Raw genomic sequence first — 21,472 nt, 5'->3', positions numbered from 1 at the left:
TTTCAGTACGTCTCCTTGACATCGTTTACCACGGATTCAGCAGGCGTTTTCCTCGCGCCGCCCGGCGGGAACATGACTCGACTGCCCCGCCCGCGCGCGCGGCCGGCCAGCCTAGGCGTTACGAAATACCGCCACTCGCGACATCACGAAGTTGAAGGCCAATCCGGTGAGCGACCCAGCCGCCACGGCAATGGACGGATGTTGATACGCAATTGCAACGTGCAACACGAACAGTACGTAGACGCCATTGTTCGCCACCCAACCCAGCAGATTCGCGAAAATATAACGGAACCACTCGTGCACGACCGGACGAGCACTCGCCCCAAAGGTGTAACGGCGGTTCAGATACCACGTCATTGTGGCGATTAGCGGGAATGCCAGAAACTGCGCGTAGTACGGGCCCCATACACGCGCGAGAAGTTCGACAATAATCGCATTGATGACGAGCGCGAATCCGCCCACCAAAGCAAACCGGAACATCTGTCCCAGCAACTGGCTCCGCAATGCTCTCTTCTTGTCCATTAGTTGGCGTGTGAGCGCGACTCGTGCTCATCGACTGCTTCGATCGCGGTCCGCGTCGCGCTTCCCCAGAAGAACGGGTATTGAAGGTACGCGAGCATCCGCAATTCGCGGCGTCCACGAGTCACCGTATCGAGTATCGCGCCGACCATCAGGCTGAGAATCGCGATCGTCATCAGCCCCATCGTCAATACTGCCGTCGGCAACCGCGGCACAAGACCGGTCTGGAGATAGGTTTCGACCAAAGGTGCAAACAGAATCAGCGACGTCAGCCCAAACAGAGCGGCGAGCAGGCTGAAAAAGAACATCGGCCGCTCGTGGCGAACCAGCTTGAAAATAAGCATGAGAATACGCCAGCCATCGCGGTAGGTCCTGAGCTTGCTTTCCGAGCCCGGCGGCCGTCCGCGATACGGGCCTTCCACGTGGGCTACAGGCATCGAGAGTTCGAGCGCATGCACGGTTAATTCGGTTTCGATATCGAAACCTTGCGAGAGCGCCGGGAAGGATTTGACGAAACGGCGTGAAAATACCTTGTAGCCGGACAGCATGTCGCGCACCCGGTTGCCAAAAATTCGACGAACGACACCGGTGAGCATCATATTGCCAAAACGATGGCCGCCACGGTAGGCAGCCTCTTCAGTCTCCCGCCGCACGCAATTGACGAGATCGTGCGCACCTTCCATGGCAAGCTCGATCATCATCGGTGCGAGACTGACCTCGTACGTATCGTCGCCGTCAGCCATGACGTAAAAATCCGCCTCAATATCACGGAACATCCGGCGCACCACGTGGCCTTTACCCTGCTGCGTCTCCGTCCGAACGACAGCCCCCGCGGCGCGCGCGATTTCAGCCGTGCGGTCACGCGAATTATTGTCATACACGTAAATTACGGCGTCGGGCAACGCAGCCCGAAAATCGCGCACAACTTTCGCAATAGCCCCTTCTTCGTTGTAGCAAGGCAGCAGAACAGCAATCTTTGGTTTATGCATGGTGTGAAGTCGTACCGGGCCCGATCGGGTATCGAGCGGAATAGCGGGGTACATCATGTGCGGGGTGCGTCAGTCGACGGCCGCCTCGAACGTGCAAGCCGCACGACACGCGTCGTCACTAGCTCTTGGCGAGATGTCAAAAAAATCTGCATCCCTTGACGCGCCTCACGCCGAGGAGCGAATCATACATCACGGCCATACTGCCGAAAACCGCGGTGAACGCGTCAAGCGGGAGAAAGCCCTATGAAAGGAAGCGCGCTCAACGCCTGAGCGGGCGTCCCGCGTACACGAGGGGGCAACCGTCGTTCGAGTGCCTATGCAATCTACAAAGGTTCGGCTCACGGACCTTCAAATCCTTCCAGGCACACCACCAACGCCTTATCCCAAGCCGGCACGCGTATGCCAAATTCCGCCTCCAGCTTCTCGCAACTCAATCTGGAATTTGCGGGACGACGTGCCGCAGCCCCAAACCGTTCCCCGGTAGTAGGCTCGACGCACAACGCCTCGGCATTCGCCGCCTCGAAAATCGCACGCGCGAAGCCGAACCACGAGGTCGAGCCTCCCGCAGTGAGGTGATACACACCGGCGCGATTCGCCCACCAGTCAGCATCGACATCGCCGGCGCAATACCGAGCCGCAATATGCGCCGTGCATGCGGCAATCGTGCGGCTCCACGTCGGCGCGCCGAACTGATCGTCGACCACCGTGATCTCTTTGCGCCCTTCGCGGGCAAATCTCAACATCGTCTGCAAGAAGTTTTTGCCGCGAAGGCCATATACCCAACTTGTGCGGAAGATAAGGTACTTGCCACCCACTTCCTCGATGGCACGCTCACCTTCGAGTTTTGTGCGCCCATAGATATTGAGCGGATTCGGCTCGTCAGTCTCGACATACGGTCCGGGCTTCGTCCCATCGAAAACATAGTCGGTCGAATAGTGAATCAGCAGAGAGCCAAGTTCGCTCGCCTCTTGCGCCAACACTCGCGGCACGTCCACATTCAAGCGTCGTGCGGCTTCGACATCGGTCTCGGCCTTGTCCACCGCCGTATACGCAGCCGGATTCACAATGAGCGACGGCTTCAGGTCCCGCACAAACCCACGCACGCGATCGAGATCGGAGAGATCGAGTACCGACCTGTCGCACGACACCACGCGGCCAAGCCCCTGCAGCGACCGCAGCAATTCGAATCCAACCTGGCCGTTCACGCCCGTCACGAGGATCGTCAATTCCCGACTCATATCGGCCTCAATCGTAGAGTTCAGCTTGGCTCAGACGCACGCCTGCCGCATCCTTCGCCGCCAGCAGCGGCTCGCCCTCGAGCGGCCATTCGATACCGATCTCCGCGTCGTTCCAGATGATGCTGCGCTCGTGCTCGGGGTACCAGTAATCGGTCGTCTTGTACAGAAACTGCGCGGACTCCGACAACACGACAAACCCGTGCGCAAACCCAGGCGGCACCCACAATTGCCGATGATTGTCGACCGACAGATGCACGCCAACCCACTTGCCAAAACGCGGCGAGCTTTTACGGATATCGACTACGACGTCGAAAACCTCACCTTCGACCACGCGTACGAGTTTCCCCTGCGCATGCTCGATCTGATAGTGCAGCCCGCGCAGCACCCCCCGCGACGAACGCGAGTGGTTGTCCTGCACGAATTCGACGCCCTGCTCAACGTGCTCAGCGAACTCGCGCGCATTGAAGCTCTCATAAAAGAACCCGCGCGCGTCACCGAACACCTTGGGCTCAATGATCTTGACTTCGGGCAATGCCGTAGCCGTTACCTGGATAGCCATGCGACCTGATTGATGAGAATGTTCTGGAGGTACTGCCCGTAGCTGTTCTTCGCCAGCGGTTTTGCGAGCTTCAACACCTGCTCCGCATCGATCCACTGCTTGCGATACGCGATCTCCTCGGGGCACGCAACCACGAGGCCCTGGCGCTTTTGCAGCGTCGCAATGAAGGTTGCCGCCTCGATCAGCGAATCGTGCGTACCGGTATCGAGCCACGCATACCCGCGCCCCATGATCTCGACGCTGAGCGCACCGTCCGCGAGATAGCGCGAGTTCACATCGGTGATTTCGAGCTCGCCGCGCGCCGAAGGCTTGATGTCGGCCGCGATGTCGCACACGCGGTTGTCGTAGAAGTACAGTCCCGTGACCGCATAGTTCGAACGCGGTTTGGCGGGCTTCTCTTCGATCGAGACCGCACGAAACGACTGATCGAACTCGACGACGCCATAACGCTCGGGATCGTGCACGTGATAGGCGAACACGGTGGCGCCGGTCTCTTGCGCATTCGCATGTTCGAGCTGCTTTGCGAGATCGTGTCCGTAGAAAATGTTGTCGCCAAGGATCAGCGCCGACGGATCGCTGCCAATGAAATCCTTGCCAATGATGAACGCCTGCGCAAGTCCGTCAGGCGACGGCTGCACGGCGTACTGGATATTCATGCCCCACTGGCTGCCGTCGCCGAGCATCGCCTCGAAACGCGGCGTGTCCTGCGGCGTCGAGATGATCAGCACGTCACGAATGCCCGCCATCATCATCGTCGACAGCGGGTAGTAGATCATCGGTTTGTCGTACACCGGCAGCAGCTGTTTCGACACGACGTGCGTGATCGGATACAACCGTGTTCCGGAGCCGCCCGCGAGAATGATGCCTTTACGTGCCATCGCCTTCTTCCTCACCCACGTTTCGCGTAATTCGTCTCGACCCACTTGCGGTAGTCGCCCGACACCACGTCGTCGACCCACGCCTGGTTGTCGAGATACCAGCCAACTGTCTTCGCCAGCCCGGTTTCGAACGTCTCGGCTGGCTTCCAGCCGAGTTCGCGCTCGAGCTTGCGCGCGTCGATCGCGTAGCGGCGGTCGTGTCCGGGGCGATCCGTCACATACGCAATCTGATCGCGATACGAGCCGGCCGCTTTCGGCCGCAGTTCGTCGAGCAGGTCGCACAAGGTGTGGACGACTTCGAGATTCTTCTTCTCGTTCCAGCCGCCAATGTTATAGGTCTCGCCTACCTTGCCGTTGGCCAGCACTTCGCGGATCGCGCTGCAATGGTCGCTCACGTAGAGCCAGTCGCGCACGTTCTGGCCATCGCCGTAGACCGGCAGCGGCTTGCCGGCGAGCGCATTGGCAATCATCAGCGGAATCAGTTTCTCCGGAAACTGATAAGGGCCGTAATTGTTAGAACAATTCGTAGTCAGCGTGGGCAAGCCATACGTGTGATGGTACGCACGCACGAGGTGGTCCGAACCTGCCTTTGTCGCCGAGTACGGGCTATTGGGTGCGTAAGGCGTGGTTTCGGAGAACTGCGGATCGGTGGCCGTTAGCGAGCCGAACACTTCGTCGGTGGAGACGTGCAGGAAGCGAAATGCGGCCTTCCCGGCGGCGGGCAGGTCGTTCCAGTACTGGCGGGCCGCTTCGAGTAACGTGAAGGTGCCGACGACATTGGTCTGAACAAAGTCTGCGGGACCATGAATCGAGCGGTCGACGTGGCTTTCAGCCGCGAAATGCAGCACCGCGCGCGGCTTGTGCTGTGCGAACAGCGCGTCGAGCGCTGCGCGCTCGCAAATATCCACGCGCGCGAACACGTGCTTCGAATCGTTCTGCAGCGATTTCAGCGTCCCGAGATTGCCCGCGTAGGTCAGCTTGTCGACATTCAGGACCGCTTCGTCCGACTGAGTCAGCCAGTCAAGCACAAAGTTGGCGCCGATAAAGCCGGCACCGCCCGTAACCAGAATCATGGAACTCCTTTTGTTGCGCGAGGTGGGTACGACACTGACGTGCAAGACCCCGCGCCAGACGCATCAAGGAATGTTGCACACGTGGGTCAGCGTGGGCAGTCATGCGACAAGCGATGGAGCATATCCACGCCGCATATTCTGGCTCTGATTTTATCCGTAGAGATTATAAGGTTCGCCAGCGCGAACGCCACCCCCTCTAACATCTTGAAACAGCTTGACAAATTCCTTAGACCGCACTTTTCATGCCAAGCTAGGGTCTGAACGTTCATGTGTTGATGGATTTCCATCATTCTCTCGTCATCGCGCGGCCGGAGTATTCCTGTGATAGCGTCACAGGCTAATGTTCCACGCTGCACTGCAATCAATCCCAACGCAACGATGACGCAAGCGCCGCATCCCGCCCCTCTCGCTTTCGGTGACCTCCAGGGTTGCCTCACCCCGTTCCGCGAACTGCTCGCCAAAGCCGCTCCCTCCCCGGACACGCCGCTCTGGTTCGCAGGCGATCTGATCAATCGTGGTCCCGCGTCGCTCGAAACATTACGCGAGGTGATCGATCTCGGCGAGCGCGGCGTGGCGGTGCTGGGCAATCACGACCTGCATCTGCTGTCGGTTTCGGCGGGCATCCGCAAGTCGAAAAGAGACGACACGATCGACGACATCCTGAACGCGCCCGACGCCGAGGATTTGCTGCACTGGGTGCGTCATCGCCCGATCGCGCACTACGAGAACGGCATGCTGATGGTGCATGCCGGCGTGTTGCCGCAGTGGGATGCCGACCTCACGATGGAACTCGCGCACGAACTTGAAAAAGCGTTGCGCCGCGACAACTGGCGCGAAACGCTCGCCGGCCTCTACGGCAACCAGCCGAGCCGCTGGTCCAAGGACCTGAAGGGTATCGAGCGGCTGCGCGTGACCTGCAGCGCGCTCACGCGCGTGCGCTTCTGCAATGCCGACGGCGTGATGGACTTCTCGACGAGCGGCGGCCTCGACTCCGCACCGCCGGGCTTCATGCCGTGGTTCGACGTGCCCGGGCGCAAGACGGCCGACACGACCGTGGTGTTCGGCCACTGGGCGGCGCTTGGCCTCACCCTGCGCAAAAACCTGATCGGACTCGATTCGGGCTGCGTGTGGGGCGAGCAGCTTTCGGCAATCCATCTCGTCGACGATCCGCGCGAACGCATCCTCACGCAGGTACCCTGCGAGAGTTGCCGCGCGACGAACGGCTGAAGCCTTCGAATGTGTGCAGGCGTCAAGTCGCCTGCAATACGCCATGCCGATGCGCCGCCGCCTCGCCCCGCATCGCCTCCAGCGCCTGCCCCACCGCCTCCTGCGCGTGCGCCGCCAGCTTGCGCCGGTCGTCACCGGCCTCGATCGCTTCGCCCACATAAACATGAGCGGTCAGCGGCCCGGCCTTGAGCATCGCGTCGAGCGAGTCCTTGAGCGAGAGGTCGTCGATATACGCCGGTGCCACCGACTGCCGCCCCTGCGCATCCTCATACAGAATGCAAAGCGGCTGCACCGGCCTTCCAGCTGACACCGCCGCCTGGAACATGTTCGAGTGAAACGGCTTGAGCGCGAGACCGTCCGTTGTCGTGCCTTCGGGAAACACACACATCAGCTCGCCGCGCGTAAGACGCTCCGCCAGCTCGTGCATGATGCGCTTCGCGTCGCTGCGCTTCTCGCGCTCGATGAACACCGTATCGAGGTTCTGAGCAAACCAGCCAATGAGCGGCCAATGGCGGATTTCAGCTTTCGAGACGAACGGCGTGGGACGCCACGCGTTGATCACGTAGATATCGATCCACGAAATGTGGTTGCTCACGACGAGCGCGCCTGCATCGAGCCGCGCCGCGTCGTTATGCACGACGAGCTTCAGCCCGCACAGCTCGAGCATCTTGAGGGACCACGCGCGGTTCATGGCGTGCCGCTGATCGGCGCTGGCGCGCGGAAAACGCATCGCGACGGTCAAGGCGCCGCGCAGCAGATGCGCGAGCAGACGGGTCTTGCGGATGAAAAGGCTCATGGTCTACGAATGACTGAATCGCGTGATCCTAGCAGACACACATGACACAAATCTGTCATGCGTGTTCGCAAGCTCAGTCGAACCCGCGCTCGAAGCCCAGGCGGCCGGCCACGAGCGTCGCGCGCACCACCGCGGGCAATTCGTAGCCAAGGAACGGCGTGTTGTGCCCCTGGCTCCTGAGCGCACGCGGCTCGACACGCCAGTGCGCGTGGGGATCGAACACGCAAAGGTCCGCACTGGCACCCACGGCAAGCCTCCCCGCTTCGCGTTGCATCACGGCCGCCGGCGCCGCTGTCACGTGGGCGAGCGCCTTCGCGAGCGGCACGCGCGCTTCCTTCGCCCATTTCACGGTGAGCGAGAGGAAGAGTTCGAGGCCCGTTGCACCCGGCGTCGCTTCGGCGAAGGGCAGCAGCTTTTCGTCGTCATCGACGGGCGTGTGCTGCGAGCAGATCGCGTCGATCGTGCCATCGGCGAGACCCGCGCGAAGCGCCTCGCGATCGCGCTGCTGGCGCAGCGGCGGGTCGAGCCGGAACTGCGCGTCGAAATAGCCGATATCCATGTCGATCAAATGCAGATGGTTGGCTGTCACATCGCAAGTCACGGGCAGCCCCTCGGCCTTCGCGGCGCGCACGAGCGCGACGCCCGCCGCCGACGAAAGATGCTGCACATGCACGCGCGCGCCCGTCACGCGCATCAGTTCGAAGAGCGTATGCAGCGCGATCGTCTCCGCGCTCACCGGCACACCGGAGAGGCCCAGGCGCGATGCCACCGCGCCGCTCGCGGCCACGCCGCCCTTCGAGAGATACGCGTCCTGCGGCCGCAGCCACACGGCATAGCCGTAGGTGCTCGCGTATTGCAGCGCGCGCAACAGGACCTGGGTATCGGCGATCGGCGCGTCGGCCTGCGTGAAGCCGATGCAGCCCGCCTCGGTCAGCGACACCATCTCGGTGATCACCTGCCCTTTCAGGCCCACGGTAAGCGCGCCGAGCGGATGCACATGCGCACGCGCGAGCTTGCCGGCACGGTGCTTGAGCATCTCGACGAGGCCCGCCTCGTCGAGCACGGGGTCGGTATCGGGCGGGCACACGAGGCTCGTCACCCCGCCCGCGAGCGCGGCGTTCATCTCCGAGTCGAGCGTGGCCTTGTGCTCGTAGCCCGGCTCGCGCAGGCGCGCGCTCAGGTCGACGAGACCGGGCGCGACGATGAGGCCGCGCGCATCGATCGTTCTGTCCGCGTGGAAGCCCGCGGGCGCCGCGCCAAGCGCGGCGATCTTGCCCGCTTCGACGTACACGTCCTGCTGCTGTTGCGTCCCGGCCGCCGGATCGATCAGCGTGGCGCCTTGAATAAGAATGTTCATGTGCTGCCCTTGGCGTTCTCGCCGCTTTAGTCGTTATTTCCGGCCACGATGCCCATCACCGCCATGCGCACGGCAATGCCAAAGCTCACCTGGTCGAGGATCACCGACTGCGGGCCGTCTGCGACCTGCGAGTCGATTTCCACGCCGCGATTCATCGGCCCCGGATGCATGACGATCGCGTCGGGCGCGGCGAGCGCGAGGCGCTCGGGCGTCAAGCCCCAGCTTTTGAAGTACTCCTGCGCGGAGGGCAGCAGCGCGCCGCTCATGCGCTCGTTCTGCAGGCGCAGCATGATGATGACGTCGACGTCTTTCAGGCCTTCGTCGAGGTTATGAAACACGCGCACGCCCATCTGTTCGAGCCCGCCCGGCAGCAGCGTACGCGGGCCGATGGCGCGCACCTCGGGCACGCCGAGCGTGGTCAGCGCGTGAATGTCCGAGCGCGCCACACGCGAATGCAGGATGTCGCCCACGATCGCCACGCGCAGATTCGTGAAATCGCGCTTGTAGTGGCGGATCGTGTACATGTCGAGCAGGCCTTGCGTCGGGTGCGCGTGGCGGCCGTCGCCGGCGTTGATCACGTGCACGTGCGGCGCGCAGTGCTCGGCGATCAAATACGGCGCGCCGCTCGACGCGTGGCGCACGACGAACATGTCGGCATGCATCGCCGAAAGGTTGCCGATGGTGTCGAGCAGCGACTCGCCCTTGCTCGTCGACGAAGCGTTGATGTTCAGGTTGAGCACATCCGCCGAAAGCCGCTTGGCCGCGATCTCGAACGTGGTGCGCGTGCGCGTGGAGTTCTCGAAGAACAGGTTGAACACCGACTTGCCGCGCAACAGCGGCACCTTCTTCACGTCGCGGTCGGTTACGCTCACGAACTGCGTGGCGGTGTCGAGAACATGCGTGAGGATCGCGCGCGACAGGCCTTCGATCGACAGCAGATGCTTGAGCTCGCCGTTCTTCGTGAGCTGCGGATTGCCCTTGAGAAAACCGTATCGAAAACGCTTGTCGTCCGCTGGAGACGCCGCGGGCGTGGGCTGTGTATTCATCGCGTGAATCCTGGAGGTGATGGGCGGCGCGTGGCCAGCGTGTGCGCTTGCCGTCGCTGCCGCCGAAGCGGTTCGATGTGCGCGTCAGGCGCCGCTGCCCGGCTCGACGTGAAACGCGAAACGACCGTCGACGCTGTGTGCGAGCACAAGCGTTTCGCGTGCAGGGACGCTGACCGCGCCGCCGGTGAATCGCGCGGACACCGGCAGCTCACGCCCGCCGCGTTCGGCAAGCACCGCGAGTTCGACGGAGGCCGGCCGGCCGTAGTCGTACAGTTCGTTGAGCGCGGCGCGCACGGTGCGGCCCGTGAACAGCACATCGTCGACGAGCAGGATGTGACGGCCTTCCACCGCGAAGGGCAGCGCCGTCGGGCTCGCCTTGCTGTGCAAGCCTTTTTTCGCATAGTCGTCGCGGTGCAGCGCAACGTTGAGCACGCCCCATTCGAGCGCCCCGACGTCATGGGCAATTCGCTCGGCGATCCACGCGCCGCCGCTATGAATGCCGACGATCGCCACGCCGCCGGGCGCGCCGAACGCATCGGCGGGATACGCCGCGCGGATCTCGTCGAGAAGGGCGCAATACAGCGCTTCAGCATCGGGGATGATCATCGGGCAACTCGCGGGCTTTGTTAGTGCGGGAGTTCGTCGAGATACTGCTGGAGAATCACCGAGGCCGCCTCGGCGTCGACATGTTCGACGCGTTCGCCGCGCTCGCGCAGCCGCGCTTCGGCGTCGACGGACGAATAGCGCTCGTCCACCCAGACCACCCGCAAACCGAAGCGACCGTTGAGCTGGTTGCCAAAGCGCTTCGCATGCTGGGTCATGACGTGCGGCGTGCCGTCCGGATGGCACGGCAGGCCGACCACGAGCAGATCGGGCTGCCATTCGCGCAGCAACGCGCCTATCGCTTCGAAGCGGTAGTCGCGACTTTTGTTGGGGATGACAGTGAGCGCCCGGGCGCTGCGCGTGAGCGCGTTGCCGAGCGCGACGCCGATGCGCTTTTCGCCATAGTCGAACGCAAGCAAGGTGGCCTCGCAGGCCCCTCGCCCAGCGGCCACGCTCATGCGTGACCCGCCTCGCCCGAGAGCATCGACGAGGAAATGCCGAGCAGCGCGAGCGCCGCTTCGAAGCGCTCTTCGGCAGGCACGTCGAATACGATCTTCGGATCGGCTTCGACCGTGAGCCAGCCGTTCTTCGAGATTTCGTCCTCGAGCTGACCGGCGCCCCAGCCGGCGTGGCCGAGCGTGAGCAGGAAGCGCTCGGGGCCGCTGCCGTTGGCGACGGCTTCGAGCACGTCCTTCGAGGTGGTCATTTCAAGGCCGCCCGGCACCGACATCGAAGACGTATAGCTCGTGCCCTCGGCTCTCGCGTGCAGCACGAAGCCGCGCTCGGTCTGCACCGGGCCCCCGAAATAGACAGGCACGTGCAGGAGCGGCTCGATTTCGAGCTTCAGGTCGATGCGGGAAAAGAGCGCCTCGAGATCGATGTCGGTGGGCCGATTGATGACGAGACCGAGCGCGCCGCGCTCCGAATGATCGCAAAGGTAGACCACCGTTCCTGAAAACGTGGGGTCCGCCATGTTCGGCATGGCGATCAGGAACTGGTTGGTCAGATTGATGCGATCGTTACTCTTGGACATGGTTTGAATTCTAGCAAAGACGATGCGCAATGGCGGCGCGCTGCCAGGCCGGAGGTCGGGCGCCCGATGGCTGCCTCGCACCTTGCCGGCCACTGCGCGTTGCGCATTGCAGGGAATGGCTCACTCTAACACGCGCGCGCTGTGCCCTTGCAGGGCGATCGGCCTATGGCGCAAGGCCGATGCCCGACCTCTGCGAGGCGCGGCCCGCGCCGCGAACCCGCAGGCCCGATGGATTCAGCGCCCAATATTGTGCACCGCATTTTGCGCTGCGCCGCTGATGATCGCGGCGCCGAGGGCACGCACAGCAGGCGCCGCATCGGGCTGTGCGATGCCCGCCGCAACCTTGTGCAGCATGGCGCGCAGCGCCTCGCTGGCGTGCTCGATCGCCTCGGCGCCGGGCGGCTGAACCGATGGCGCACCGCGAGCCTCGAGCGCCGCAAGCGTTGCCGCATGCGCGGTGCGCCGCCAGGCGAGGCCCAGCGCGTCCGCGAGCTGGCCGACATGCCCGAGTCCCAGCGCCCAGGCAGCGGCGCCGATGCGGTACGCCGCTTCGGCGGCCACCAGCGCATCGGCGGGTTCCGCGCTCGCGCTCGCGCCTGCGCCGCGCAGCGTCAGCGTGCGCGAGTGCGTGCCGAGCGCGATCATCGCCGCATCGGCGGTCTGCAGAAAATCTTCATACGCATTGCCGTTCACCACCAGCGCGCCCAGCTCGCGCGTGGGCGCCACACGCGCCGCGAGCGCCCCAGCCTGCACGCTGCCGGCTTCCCACAGCGCCTCCGAGGCTTGTGTGCCGGCAATGTGCCATTCCACGGTCAGGCCGTAGTCATGCAGCAAATCGACGTCGGCGGTGTCTTCCGCGGCGGCCCCGAAGAGCGCGTAGTCGCGCCATAGCAACGCCAGCGTCGAGCGCACGAGCGTTTGCGGCGCGAAGCGCAGGCCGCGCGCATGCTCGCCGATGAGCAGATTGCAGCGCGCGTAAAGACGCCGCACGCCCTCGTCGCCCCACGACGCCACGCCGCGCCGCAGCGCGCGTCCACACGCGGCGGCGAGACGCCAGAAGTCGTAGGGATCGGCGCTCGATAGCTCGGCCATGCACGCGTCCATCTCGTCGAACGCCGCGAGTGCGAGCGCATTGGCCGCGCGGCTGCCGTCGCCGACCTGGGACTTGAGCGCATGCAGGAGCGCCAGCTCGAAGCGCGCGCGCACCTGGCCAAAGCGCTGCGCCGGCTGCGGATGCAGCGAAGCGGGCGCGAGCGGCCGGCCGAGCAGCGCGATGTCCTCGTAGGCGAGCGCGACGCCCGGCATGTGCTCCGCGAGCGCGGCCACGAGCGCGTGCTGCCGCGCAAAAAGCGCGGGCGAGCACGCCAGCTCGCGCAAATTGCGGCGCTCGAGCGCGGCGACGAGATCTTCGAGCGCCTCAGTGAACAAGGCACGGATTTCCGCGCCCTGCGCCTCGTCCGGCGCATGCAGCGGCCGCGCGGGCAAGCCCGGCGGCGGCGCTACGGGCACCGGGGCCGCCAGCGCGAGCGGGGAAGCGAGGAGCAGCGTATCGGCAAAGCGCGCGGCGGCAAGCCAGCCGGCGTCGTGCAGCGTGCGGGCGGCCTGGCGCAGCGGCCGGGCGACGTCACGCTGCTCTTCGAGCGCGGCAAGCGCCAGGGCGAGCGCTCCGTGCGCGAACGGCACCGTGCCGCCGCGCGGATTCGGCAACGCTTCGAACCGCACATCAGAGCTAGAAGGATGACTCATAGGGCAGCGCCGGAAACATTAGCGGGCCGACCAGGCGGGCGTTCTCGACAAACGCGTCGACACAGGCGTCGACAACCCCGACGGCAAGCGCAAATACGATGCCGGCCGTCGCGACACCGCAAGCCGCACCGCACTCGGCACCCGCCATCGGTCTGGAATCAGCGGCCAGACTGCGCGCCGGACACGGCCCGTTACCTGCGAAACGCGTGAGAAACAGGTCGGAAGCGCACAACAACCGCGCGCAGCCGCCAGCGTGGTCTCAGATCTGGACCATCTCGAAGTCTTCCTTGCGCGCGCCGCACTCAGGGCAGGTCCAGTTGATCGGGACATCCTCCCAGCGCGTGCCAGGGGCAATGCCTTCGTCTGGCAAACCGGCTTCTTCGTCGTAAATCCAGCCGCAGATCAGGCACATCCAGCTTCTATATTCCATTCTTATGCCGCGTCGAAAAGTCCGAAACCAGTCGGAAAAAAAATCGGGGAAACGAGAGCCATGATGGTACCTTGTTGCCGTTTCCATGCCTAGCAAGAGGAAATCTGGCCTGTACGGGATCAAACAGAATGCGTCGCCGCGTGCGGCTCGTGCCGCGCGAAAAAATCCTCGCGAGTGCCGGGGTCATCCGTCCCCCGGATTCAACGATAAGCCGCATAATTGAAGCATTTTCTTATGACGGCGCGGTACGCCGCGCCCGAAGTCCAATCCATCTCGCCACGTTCATGCCCAGCGACACCCCTCCCATCGTCCTCACCTTCGGCCTTTCCGACCCGACGGGCGGCGGCGGACTCCAAGCCGACCTGCTCACGCTCGCCAGCATGGGCTGTCACGGTGTCACCGCGTTGACCGGCTACACGGTGCGCGACTCCGCGGGCTGCGACGAAGTGACCGGGCTCGATCCGGAAACCGTCGCCACCCAGGCGCGCATGTTGCTCGAAGACATGCCCATCGCGGCGTTCAAGGTGGGCGCGGGCGCGCGCGCCGAAGTCGTGAGCGCGATCGCCGAAGTCGTCGCCGACTACGACGACGTGCCCCTTATCCTCGCCCCCGACTTCACGCTCGACGACGAACACGTGCTCGCCGCCGAGGAGCTGCGCGAAGCCATGGCCGACCTGCTCGTGCCGCAAACCACGCTGCTCGTTGCCGACTCCGCGACACTGATCGCGCTCGCGCAGCCGGACGGGGACGCGGAGGCGCCCAGCGTCGACGCGGCCATTGCACACCTGCTCGCCACGGGCTGCGAGTACATCCTGGCGATGGAAACGGGCACGCATCGCGTGGTCAACACGCTGTATTGCGAAGACGGCCAGTTGCGCCAGGACCTGTGGGACCGCTCCACGAACCCGATGATGGGCGTGACCGACACGCTCGGCGCCGCCATCGCCGCCCTGCTCGCAAACGGCCAGGAGCCGCCCGAGGCCGTGCGCGAGGCGCAAGAGTATGTGTATCAGGCCGTGCAGGGCGCGTTCAGGCCGGGCATGGGGGCGTGGCTGCCCGACCGGTTCTTCTGGGCGCGCAGCAACGACACGGACGCGGACGAAGCCTCGCCCGGCGAAGCGAAGCAATAAAAGCATGCTGCAGGCGATGTGCTCCAGCAACATGCGCTCGCCTCGAATCGAATACAGCCCCTGCAACAGCCACACGCGAATCAGCTTCTGCGGAGCGATACTCACGCGGCTGCCCAGCGCTCCCGCTCCACGACGACCGCGAGCGCTATTTCACAGCCAGCTAGAGTCAAAGTGCTGGATTTGAAATGTTTGATGCCGATTGCGTACTCAAAATTTCCGCGACGCTTTTAAAGGAACGCGAGTCTGCGTAGAATCGTCCGCACTTCACATTTTACTCAACGAGGAAGATGGGATGGACCGATCGCTAATCGAGAGACTCAACGAGATTCACGTTTTCGTCGGCATTCAGGCTTCAGAGTTGCACGCGTTCGAACCCTATCGCAATCGGACCGTGCAACCCACGCCGGGGTTCTACACGGATTTTTCCGGTGTCAGAACGCGCTTGTCATACTTTCCTCCTTTGCCGGGAAAACTCGATCAACTAGTTGGCGACATACCATTCCCCAACGATGGCGTTCATGCTGAAGCAATCGAGTACCTTTCCGCCATTAAAGCAGTCAACGCAGCCGGCGAAACCTTTACTGCAGTCGAGTTGGGAGCCGGCTACGGTCCGTGGCTGGCGTTCAGCGGCAAAGCTGCACAGCGAAAGGGAATAACGCGGATCAAACTGATTGCCGTTGAAGCAGATCCGGATCGGCGTGCGTTGATGAAAGGCCATTTCGAAGATAATGGCCTTCCTGTTATCAATCCCAATACGACGACTTCTTCGGTCGAAGCGGACTGTGTAAGTGTCGAGTCCTACCTCGCTGCGGTGGGCGACATCAATGGCAAGCTGACGTTTGCCTCCGCCGGTCCGCTTGACTGGGGCGGTTCCGTGTTCGATGGGACTGAAGAGAATTGCGACCAGGCAGGGAAGGCTGTCAGTACCCGCGAGGTCGACTGTTACACGATCTCACATATCATACGAAGCGAACCTAAGGTCGATTTCCTGCACATCGACATTCAGGGCTACGAATACAAAGCGGTAGAATCGTCGCTCGTCGACTTGCGCTCAAAAGTACGTTTCATGCTAATTGAAACGCACAGCCGCGTAATCGAAGGCAAGCTGATCGAACTGCTGCATGGCAACGGCTGGCGACTCATCAACGAAAAACCGTGCAAGCCGCAACACAACCTGCGCGTTGCGCTCGAAACCATGGTCGAGGTCGATGGATCGCAACTTTGGGTGAATCTCGATCTCGTCGACAACAGCGAATTCGAACGTTACGACCAGCACTACCATTTGCGTGTCGCTGAATTTCGAGCGGCCCAACTCGAAAAGGTCGTTCACGAAAAGGAATATAAAATCTGGGCGCTTGAAGAGCAGATCAGGTGCCTCCGGGAAGAGGCGAAACAAGCAAATCGCTGATCACGCTGAACAAGGACAAAGGTCGATGACTCCAGGGCTCCATCTTGGTGCCGAAGACCTTCCGAGGCGCACGCGCAACAGTCCGACCTGCGCCCACATAGGCCAGCGTCAGCCGCAACTCTCCCCCCTTCCCCTGGTATGGGGCTGACACGGCTAGCCGATAGGTGAAGGGCGAAGCTGGATCGAACGCTGCATCGGAGTATCCCGGTGGGCCGTATCGAATACGTCAAGCCCTCCAGAATTCAGCCCGTTCCTGCAATCAACGATTGCCTCAGCGTCGGCCGCGCCCGGCACAATTGGCCTTATTTAGCCTTGTTCCCGGCCATGTGGAGAAGTGTGTACATTCCATTGGGTCCTTGCATCGCGTTATCGGACGCCACGGGAGCGTGATTGCCGATGATCAACACCCATTCACTGTCGTTCGGAATCGCTTGCTTTTGCAGCGGAGCATTTTCGCCGAGCGTAATAAGCCTGGCCGACGTGTTGTCCACGTAGAAGAGCGTTTTGTACAGGTTGCCCAGATCCGAACCGACGACCAGAAGCTTTCCGCGATCGCTGTCCGATAAAAAGCGACGAGCGAACATGCCCGCCTCATCGTAGGCATCGGGTGTCAAACGCTCCCGCATTTCGTGCGTGCCACCATATAGCGCTACAACCAGATACAGGGGCACAAAGAGGAACATGAACAATTTCGCGCCGCGACTGTCATCGTAAGCCCATACGGCCAATGAAAGCAGGCCGCAAAGGCTGACTACGATGAAAACAGCCGTGTAGCGAGTGAAAGCGCGAAATTCCGGATTGTCAACGAGAGCGCTCGACAGTGCCGCTCCGTGGCGGATTCCGGCAATCGCGCAGATAACGACGAGTGCCGCGATTGCCCACCGCCCTACTCGCCATCGGCGCGCGCTCTGAGTATCGCGAAGTTCTGCGGTCCGCAATGACGCGCCGGCGAGAATCAGGAAAAGCGGAAACGTGAAATTGTAGTAGCGCATGTGCAGGCGGCCCAATACTTCATAGGGCGCGCCGCCAGCCGCAATCACGGTGAAAAGTGACGTGACTACCGTAAGCGTGGCAAGAACCAGACTCAAGTAGATTGCGAGAGAGATCCGGTCGGAACCAGACGGCCTGCTGTTTAATCTCAACCGTCTGAGCCGGTCGAGCGATATTGCAATCGGGACACCGAACATGACGCACAAGGCAATCAGGTGTCGGCCCAGGACGCCAAGGAAATCAACACCAAATGTGCTGAGGTGTGACCACGCGCCGGATTCGGACGCCTGGTCGTTGTATCGGCTTCCGAGTGGACTCAACCCATCGTGGCCGGCAACAAGATACCCCAATATCGACCTGACGCATATCGCGACCGCGAGGAAAGCGAACGCAGCCATGAGGGAACGCGCGAGTCGGCCGTCTGCGTCTGAACAGCTGGCGCGATATGCGACGAATACGAAAAGCGCAGGGACAAGAAACAGCGCGTGCGGCTTGATGAGCGCCAGCAACGCTAGCAGAACGCCTACTCCGACGGCATAGCGCATCGGAACCTGGTCATCGCCTGTCAGCACAAACCAGGACACAATCCAGAAGCCGCAAAAGTACATGGCTTCCGGCATAAAATAAGCCGTGTAAACGTCGGTCGGCATCAGCAACACGACGATGCCGATGAATGCCGCCACGTTAGTCGAGGTAAATCTCCTCGCGGTCAAGAATACGAACGCCACCCCGATGGCATACACCACGACGTTCAAGATTCGAACGCACTGCAGGAATCCTTCTCCGCAAAAATTTGTCGCGCGGAAAAGGCCGAGATACAAATAGGCGGGTTCAGAGGCAGATGCGAGCGGTTGAATGCGGCTCAACAAGTTGTAATGCAGTTCGTCCGCGAACACTGTCGGATAAAGGCCCGCATTCCTCATCAACAGGAAGATGATAGAAACCAATGCGACAGCCAGGAATAGCTTTGGTACGCTGCCGCCTGCGCTACGAGACGAGCTTTCATTAAGAGCATTCGGCTGGTCAGGGTCGTGGCGCATGACAGGGGTGGGCGTTTGAAAGTGACAGAGTATAACTCGGCCGTGTCCGGACCCGGTATCACGACCCGCTCGGGTCTGTAGCGCTCCTCGCGTACGGATGCTCGCCAATTGCATCGCATCTGGGGCTACCGGGAGTTCGGTTCACCGGTCCATGGATATGCGTCGCGTTGATATCGACGAGGATCCTGGTCACATCACGCGCGAAGCCCGCGATCAAACTTGTCTTTCGCCTCGGGCCCGTAGAAACGGGTGGCGGTGCCGGACAGTGAATTACGGCGCCGTGGAGAGGGAGCCGGTACATTGGGCCTCGATTCTGCGCGGGCACGACAGCGGAGTGCGGGCCCACGTGATCAGCGACTCCGCGACCAAGGTGCCGGCATGCTTGCTGGCACCAACGAGATGTCAGGAAAACGTCGCGATCTTCAATCGCTTGATTCCAAGGCCAACACGACGGGGATCCTCAATGCCGAGTTGCGGAATATCCTTGGGGCGGCACGGGTGCGGCACAAGTATTTCGATCTCGTTGCCATGCACATTCTCGAAATGAAACTCATAGGTCGTCTTCTGCTCGATGGGTTCTAGCTTTCGCTTCACCGTGTGATTCCCAATTCGCACCTTCAGGTTCTTATGAACGTTAGGCCCGAAAACGGAGGTTAAATCCAGCGTCACAGTGACATTCGACGGAAGCCGATGCGAGGTCTTGATCTTGACTCTGTCTCCGATCGTCCAGCGCCCCCAAGGCTCGACGCCGGCCAATCCGTCAAATTTGGCCACGTAGTTTGGCATTCCATCGACAGACAGATCGATACCGTCAGATAGTGACGCTGGATACCGCAAGCCAGAGTCGTGTGTCTTGTTGACCGGATTGTCTTCCTTGTAGCCAACGATGATCTGCGAAAGCGGGCCTCCATCGGGACACTTGGTCCAGGTAAAGGATAGGTCCAATTCCTTGAAGAGCTGTTTGATATACGACCTGGTAAACCCCAGTTCAAGCCAACCCCATCGACGCATTGCCCGAAGTGATTGGCCATCAAGGCGCGGCCCCCAAGGATAGGGAAGATGGGCGCATTCCTTCTCGAAAACGGGCTCAGCAGCGAGTATTAGTTTTGAATCGAATTCCACATGATTTCGCTGCAACTCCCGCAAGCATGCTCGATGGTCAATGACATGGTGGAATGATTCAAAGAATATAACAGCATCGTATTTGTAACTTTCGGCTTTAGCGCTCAGCCATTGATCCAGCGTCATTGCTATGACATTGGGCGGCACAGGAAAATCCTTCGTCGCATTGCGAACGATCTGACATTGCAGTTCGTTAGGATCGAGTGCATCGACGCGATAGCCCATGCGGGCCAAATTCCACGTGAGCGAGCCCATGCCGCAACCGACTTCAAGCACGCGCGCGTTCGGAGGGAGGTTTGCAACTTTGAGAAGCAGTCCGTATGCGATGAGGAAATTGGCGACGGTCGGTCCTGACCGGGTTCCCCATGGATAGGGCCATTCGCGCTCGTAATCGGCGTTGAGTTCCGGAAGTCCTTCCAGTTCACTCGAGTGAGTGCGTCCAATGATTTCTTCATGGACAGCCTTGACATGCTCTATGTAAGCATCGGATCGCGGATCGATCGCTTTCATCCCCGCGATATCACCGGTCAGCGCGACTGAATAACGGTCAAGACGCCTCAATAAGTCGACGTTATCTTGAGCGTGGCTCTCAATGTCCTTGAGCAGGTCATCGAATTTAAAAAGGTCCTTCTCGGAAAAATACCGCATATCAAACCTCTTATTCAGGGGTGAAAGGGTAGTTTTTGGGTTGGCTTAGCGTACACCATCCAAATTACGAATCGAGGTATACAGGCCTCGATGGACCCAGCGCGCATCGATCTCGATCAAGAGTGAGGCCGTCTGCGGCTGACACGTCGCTAGTGCCCCAATTACTCGCGATCACGCGCCGTTGAGCGCAGAACAGTGTACAGGCCGCTTTAGCGGGGATTGTTCCGATGATATCGAACGACGGCAGGACGTGTCTGCCCGGTCGCCTTGACGACCGCGCTATTTAGAATGACGAGAGGCTTAGGGTGGCTGAGGGTTGGAGTTGACCCTGCAATCCCGGACACAGCTTCACACTAAGGTTGCTGAGTCCATCGAGCGCCGGAACTCGCGAGGCGAGCGGTATTTCAGCGCGCTATGGGGATGCTTCTCGTTGTAATGCTCGAACGCAATGGCCAGGTTGCGTGCAGCGGTCGCTGCATCCGGCTTCGGCATGAAGGCGACGTAGTCGCGCTTCATCGTTTTCACGAAGCTCTCAGCCATGCCGTTACTTTGCGGGCTACACACCGGCGTGGTCAATGGCTTCAGACCGATGGCCACTGCGAACCGACGTGTGTCGTCGGCCGTGTAGCCCGAACCATTGTCGCTCAGCCACTCGATTTCGGACGGCGTATGCAGCTCGTTGCCAAACCGGTTTTCCACTGCAGCCAGCATTACGTCGCGCACGATGTCGCCGCTGTGGCCTGCTGTCGTGGCCGCCCAACTCATCGCTTCACGGTCGCAGCAGTCCAGCGCAAACGTCACGCGCAATGGTTCGCCGTTGTCGCAGCGAAACTCGAAGCCGTCGGAGCACCATCGCTGATTGCTGCGCGCTACGGCCACCTTGCCGTCGTGCCGGCGTTGCGGCCTAGGTGGTATCGGTCGGCGCTGCATCAGTAGCCCGTGCGTGCGCATGACGCGATAGACGCGCTTTGCATTGAACGGCAGCAGCCCAAGCGCAACGCGTTCGTTGCGCAACGTGCCCCAGACCCGGCGATACCCATAGCTGGGCAAATCGCCGACGACGCGCCGAATTTCCTCGACCACGCTCGCATCGTCGGTCTGTCTCGATTGACGTCTATCCCGCCATGTAGCCGGACGCGACAGTCGTGCCGATACGTTCGAGCGCGACACGCCGAGAACTTCACAAACCAGCTTCACTGGTCGTCCTCCGGCAGCAAGGGCGAGTGCGCTATCCATTTTTTTGCCCGACCATACTCGACTGCTTCGCGAAGAATCTCGTTCTCCATGGTCTTCTTGCCGAGCATCCGTTGCAGTTCGCGAATCTGCTTGAGCGCATCGGCCAATTCCGACGCCGCAACAACTTCTTCGCCGGCCTTGACCGCTGACAGGCTCCCGTCCTGGTACAGCTTGCGCCAGTGGAACAGCTGGTTCGGGTTCACGCCATGTTGGCGCGCAACCATCGAAACCGACTTCCCCGGCTCGAAGCTCTCTCGCACCATCGCCAGCTTTTGTTCCGCCGTCCAGCGCCGCCGACGCTCCGGGCCCGTCAACACTTCCATCACTTCCTGCCTGGTGTTAGTCAAAAACACAGTCTTATGCCTACCCGTTAGTTTAAGCGGGAGACTGTGTCCGGAGATTCA

At 61.6% G+C, this 21,472-nt stretch carries 20 protein-coding genes and 1 pseudogene; 3 read left to right on the top strand and 18 right to left on the bottom strand.

What is annotated here, in order from left to right; genetic code table 11:
• Positions 1 to 111 precede the first annotated feature (111 nt).
• The 6 genes from FAZ97_RS03215 to rfbB all read right to left on the bottom strand — a co-directional run bounded on the left by FAZ97_RS03215 (position 112) and on the right by rfbB (position 5,256).
• Positions 112 to 522 (bottom strand): GtrA family protein, encoded by a 411-nt coding sequence (locus FAZ97_RS03215; RefSeq protein WP_158757162.1) that lies wholly within the window; start codon positions 520 to 522, stop codon positions 112 to 114.
• Positions 522 to 1,508, bottom strand: coding sequence for a glycosyltransferase family 2 protein (locus FAZ97_RS03210; protein ID WP_158757161.1), 987 nt, complete (start codon positions 1,506 to 1,508; stop codon positions 522 to 524). Before FAZ97_RS03210 ends, FAZ97_RS03215 begins: the two co-directional genes overlap by 1 nt.
• Positions 1,509 to 1,846: 338 nt before the next feature.
• Entirely contained in the window at positions 1,847 to 2,746 is a 900-nt protein-coding gene (gene rfbD / locus FAZ97_RS03205) for a dTDP-4-dehydrorhamnose reductase (protein WP_158757160.1), read from the bottom strand.
• 7 nt (positions 2,747 to 2,753) lie between these two features.
• Positions 2,754 to 3,305 carry a dTDP-4-dehydrorhamnose 3,5-epimerase gene (rfbC, locus tag FAZ97_RS03200; RefSeq protein WP_158757159.1) on the bottom strand — a complete coding sequence of 184 codons (552 nt, stop codon included), beginning with the start codon at positions 3,303 to 3,305 and terminating at the stop codon, positions 2,754 to 2,756.
• Complete coding sequence (rfbA, locus tag FAZ97_RS03195; RefSeq protein ID WP_158757158.1) at positions 3,290 to 4,183, bottom strand: glucose-1-phosphate thymidylyltransferase RfbA; 894 nt, start codon at positions 4,181 to 4,183, stop codon at positions 3,290 to 3,292. Before rfbA ends, rfbC begins: the two co-directional genes overlap by 16 nt.
• A gap of 11 nt (positions 4,184 to 4,194) precedes the next feature.
• Positions 4,195 to 5,256: a dTDP-glucose 4,6-dehydratase gene (rfbB, locus tag FAZ97_RS03190; RefSeq protein WP_158757157.1), complete on the bottom strand. Its 1,062-nt coding sequence runs from the start codon at positions 5,254 to 5,256 to the stop codon at positions 4,195 to 4,197.
• Positions 5,257 to 5,634: 378 nt separating this feature from the next.
• Between rfbB and FAZ97_RS03185 the strand changes: the two genes are divergently transcribed.
• Positions 5,635 to 6,483 carry a symmetrical bis(5'-nucleosyl)-tetraphosphatase gene (locus FAZ97_RS03185; protein ID WP_199272068.1) on the top strand — a complete coding sequence of 283 codons (849 nt, stop codon included), beginning with the start codon at positions 5,635 to 5,637 and terminating at the stop codon, positions 6,481 to 6,483.
• Positions 6,484 to 6,505: 22 nt separating this feature from the next.
• On the opposite strand, the gene FAZ97_RS03180 is transcribed toward FAZ97_RS03185, so the two are convergent.
• From FAZ97_RS03180 to FAZ97_RS03145, 8 genes are all read right to left on the bottom strand, one after another.
• On the bottom strand, positions 6,506 to 7,279 hold the full coding sequence (locus tag FAZ97_RS03180) for a lysophospholipid acyltransferase family protein (protein WP_158757156.1): 774 nt from the start codon (positions 7,277 to 7,279) through the stop codon (positions 6,506 to 6,508).
• A 73-nt stretch (positions 7,280 to 7,352) separates the two neighbouring features.
• Complete coding sequence (locus FAZ97_RS03175; RefSeq protein WP_158757155.1) at positions 7,353 to 8,636, bottom strand: dihydroorotase; 1,284 nt, start codon at positions 8,634 to 8,636, stop codon at positions 7,353 to 7,355.
• 26 nt (positions 8,637 to 8,662) lie between these two features.
• Positions 8,663 to 9,682 carry an aspartate carbamoyltransferase catalytic subunit gene (locus tag FAZ97_RS03170; protein ID WP_158757154.1) on the bottom strand — a complete coding sequence of 340 codons (1,020 nt, stop codon included), beginning with the start codon at positions 9,680 to 9,682 and terminating at the stop codon, positions 8,663 to 8,665.
• Between the two features lie 84 nt (positions 9,683 to 9,766).
• Positions 9,767 to 10,288, bottom strand: coding sequence for a bifunctional pyr operon transcriptional regulator/uracil phosphoribosyltransferase PyrR (gene pyrR / locus FAZ97_RS03165; RefSeq protein ID WP_158757153.1), 522 nt, complete (start codon positions 10,286 to 10,288; stop codon positions 9,767 to 9,769).
• A gap of 20 nt (positions 10,289 to 10,308) precedes the next feature.
• The gene (ruvX, locus tag FAZ97_RS03160; RefSeq protein ID WP_158757152.1) at positions 10,309 to 10,743 is read right to left on the bottom strand and encodes a Holliday junction resolvase RuvX; all 435 of its coding nucleotides are present in this window, start codon (positions 10,741 to 10,743) and stop codon (positions 10,309 to 10,311) included.
• The gene (locus FAZ97_RS03155; RefSeq protein ID WP_158757151.1) at positions 10,740 to 11,318 is read right to left on the bottom strand and encodes a YqgE/AlgH family protein; all 579 of its coding nucleotides are present in this window, start codon (positions 11,316 to 11,318) and stop codon (positions 10,740 to 10,742) included. The genes ruvX and FAZ97_RS03155 overlap by 4 nt, the downstream gene beginning before the upstream one ends.
• Before the next feature lie 234 nt (positions 11,319 to 11,552).
• Positions 11,553 to 13,064, bottom strand: coding sequence for a hypothetical protein (locus FAZ97_RS03150; protein ID WP_158757150.1), 1,512 nt, complete (start codon positions 13,062 to 13,064; stop codon positions 11,553 to 11,555).
• 259 nt (positions 13,065 to 13,323) lie between these two features.
• On the bottom strand, positions 13,324 to 13,494 hold the full coding sequence (locus FAZ97_RS03145; RefSeq protein WP_008342674.1) for a rubredoxin: 171 nt from the start codon (positions 13,492 to 13,494) through the stop codon (positions 13,324 to 13,326).
• 284 nt (positions 13,495 to 13,778) lie between these two features.
• On the opposite strand from FAZ97_RS03145, the gene FAZ97_RS03140 reads away from it, so the two are divergent.
• Positions 13,779 to 14,624, top strand: a complete 846-nt coding sequence (locus FAZ97_RS03140; protein WP_158757149.1) for a hydroxymethylpyrimidine/phosphomethylpyrimidine kinase — start codon at positions 13,779 to 13,781, stop codon at positions 14,622 to 14,624.
• On the opposite strand, the pseudogene FAZ97_RS35775 reads toward FAZ97_RS03140, so the two are convergent.
• A pseudogene (locus tag FAZ97_RS35775) lies at positions 14,625 to 14,744 on the bottom strand (IS5/IS1182 family transposase); the annotation flags it as partial.
• 172 nt (positions 14,745 to 14,916) lie between these two features.
• Here FAZ97_RS35775 and FAZ97_RS03135 point away from each other — a divergent pair.
• Positions 14,917 to 16,032 carry an FkbM family methyltransferase gene (locus FAZ97_RS03135; protein WP_158757148.1) on the top strand — a complete coding sequence of 372 codons (1,116 nt, stop codon included), beginning with the start codon at positions 14,917 to 14,919 and terminating at the stop codon, positions 16,030 to 16,032.
• Positions 16,033 to 16,334: 302 nt separating this feature from the next.
• On the opposite strand, the gene FAZ97_RS03130 is transcribed toward FAZ97_RS03135, so the two are convergent.
• The 3 genes from FAZ97_RS03130 to FAZ97_RS03120 all read right to left on the bottom strand — a co-directional run bounded on the left by FAZ97_RS03130 (position 16,335) and on the right by FAZ97_RS03120 (position 21,391).
• Positions 16,335 to 18,062 (bottom strand): glycosyltransferase family 39 protein, encoded by a 1,728-nt coding sequence (locus FAZ97_RS03130; protein WP_158757147.1) that lies wholly within the window; start codon positions 18,060 to 18,062, stop codon positions 16,335 to 16,337.
• A gap of 402 nt (positions 18,063 to 18,464) precedes the next feature.
• Positions 18,465 to 19,832, bottom strand: a complete 1,368-nt coding sequence (locus tag FAZ97_RS03125; protein ID WP_158757146.1) for a class I SAM-dependent methyltransferase — start codon at positions 19,830 to 19,832, stop codon at positions 18,465 to 18,467.
• A 348-nt stretch (positions 19,833 to 20,180) separates the two neighbouring features.
• A protein-coding gene (locus tag FAZ97_RS03120; RefSeq protein ID WP_158757145.1) for an IS3 family transposase occupies positions 20,181 to 21,391 on the bottom strand; the annotation gives its coding sequence in 2 pieces (ribosomal slippage) (positions 20,181 to 21,076 and positions 21,076 to 21,391; 1,212 coding nt in all).
• Positions 21,392 to 21,472 lie beyond the last annotated feature (81 nt).

The sequence above is a fragment of the Paraburkholderia acidiphila genome, from assembly GCF_009789655.1.
In the GTDB taxonomy this organism is placed as follows: Bacteria; Pseudomonadota; Gammaproteobacteria; order Burkholderiales; family Burkholderiaceae; genus Paraburkholderia; species Paraburkholderia acidiphila.
The sequence above is the reverse complement of the archived record's forward strand: the minus strand, read 5'-3'. Positions and strand labels throughout refer to the sequence as shown.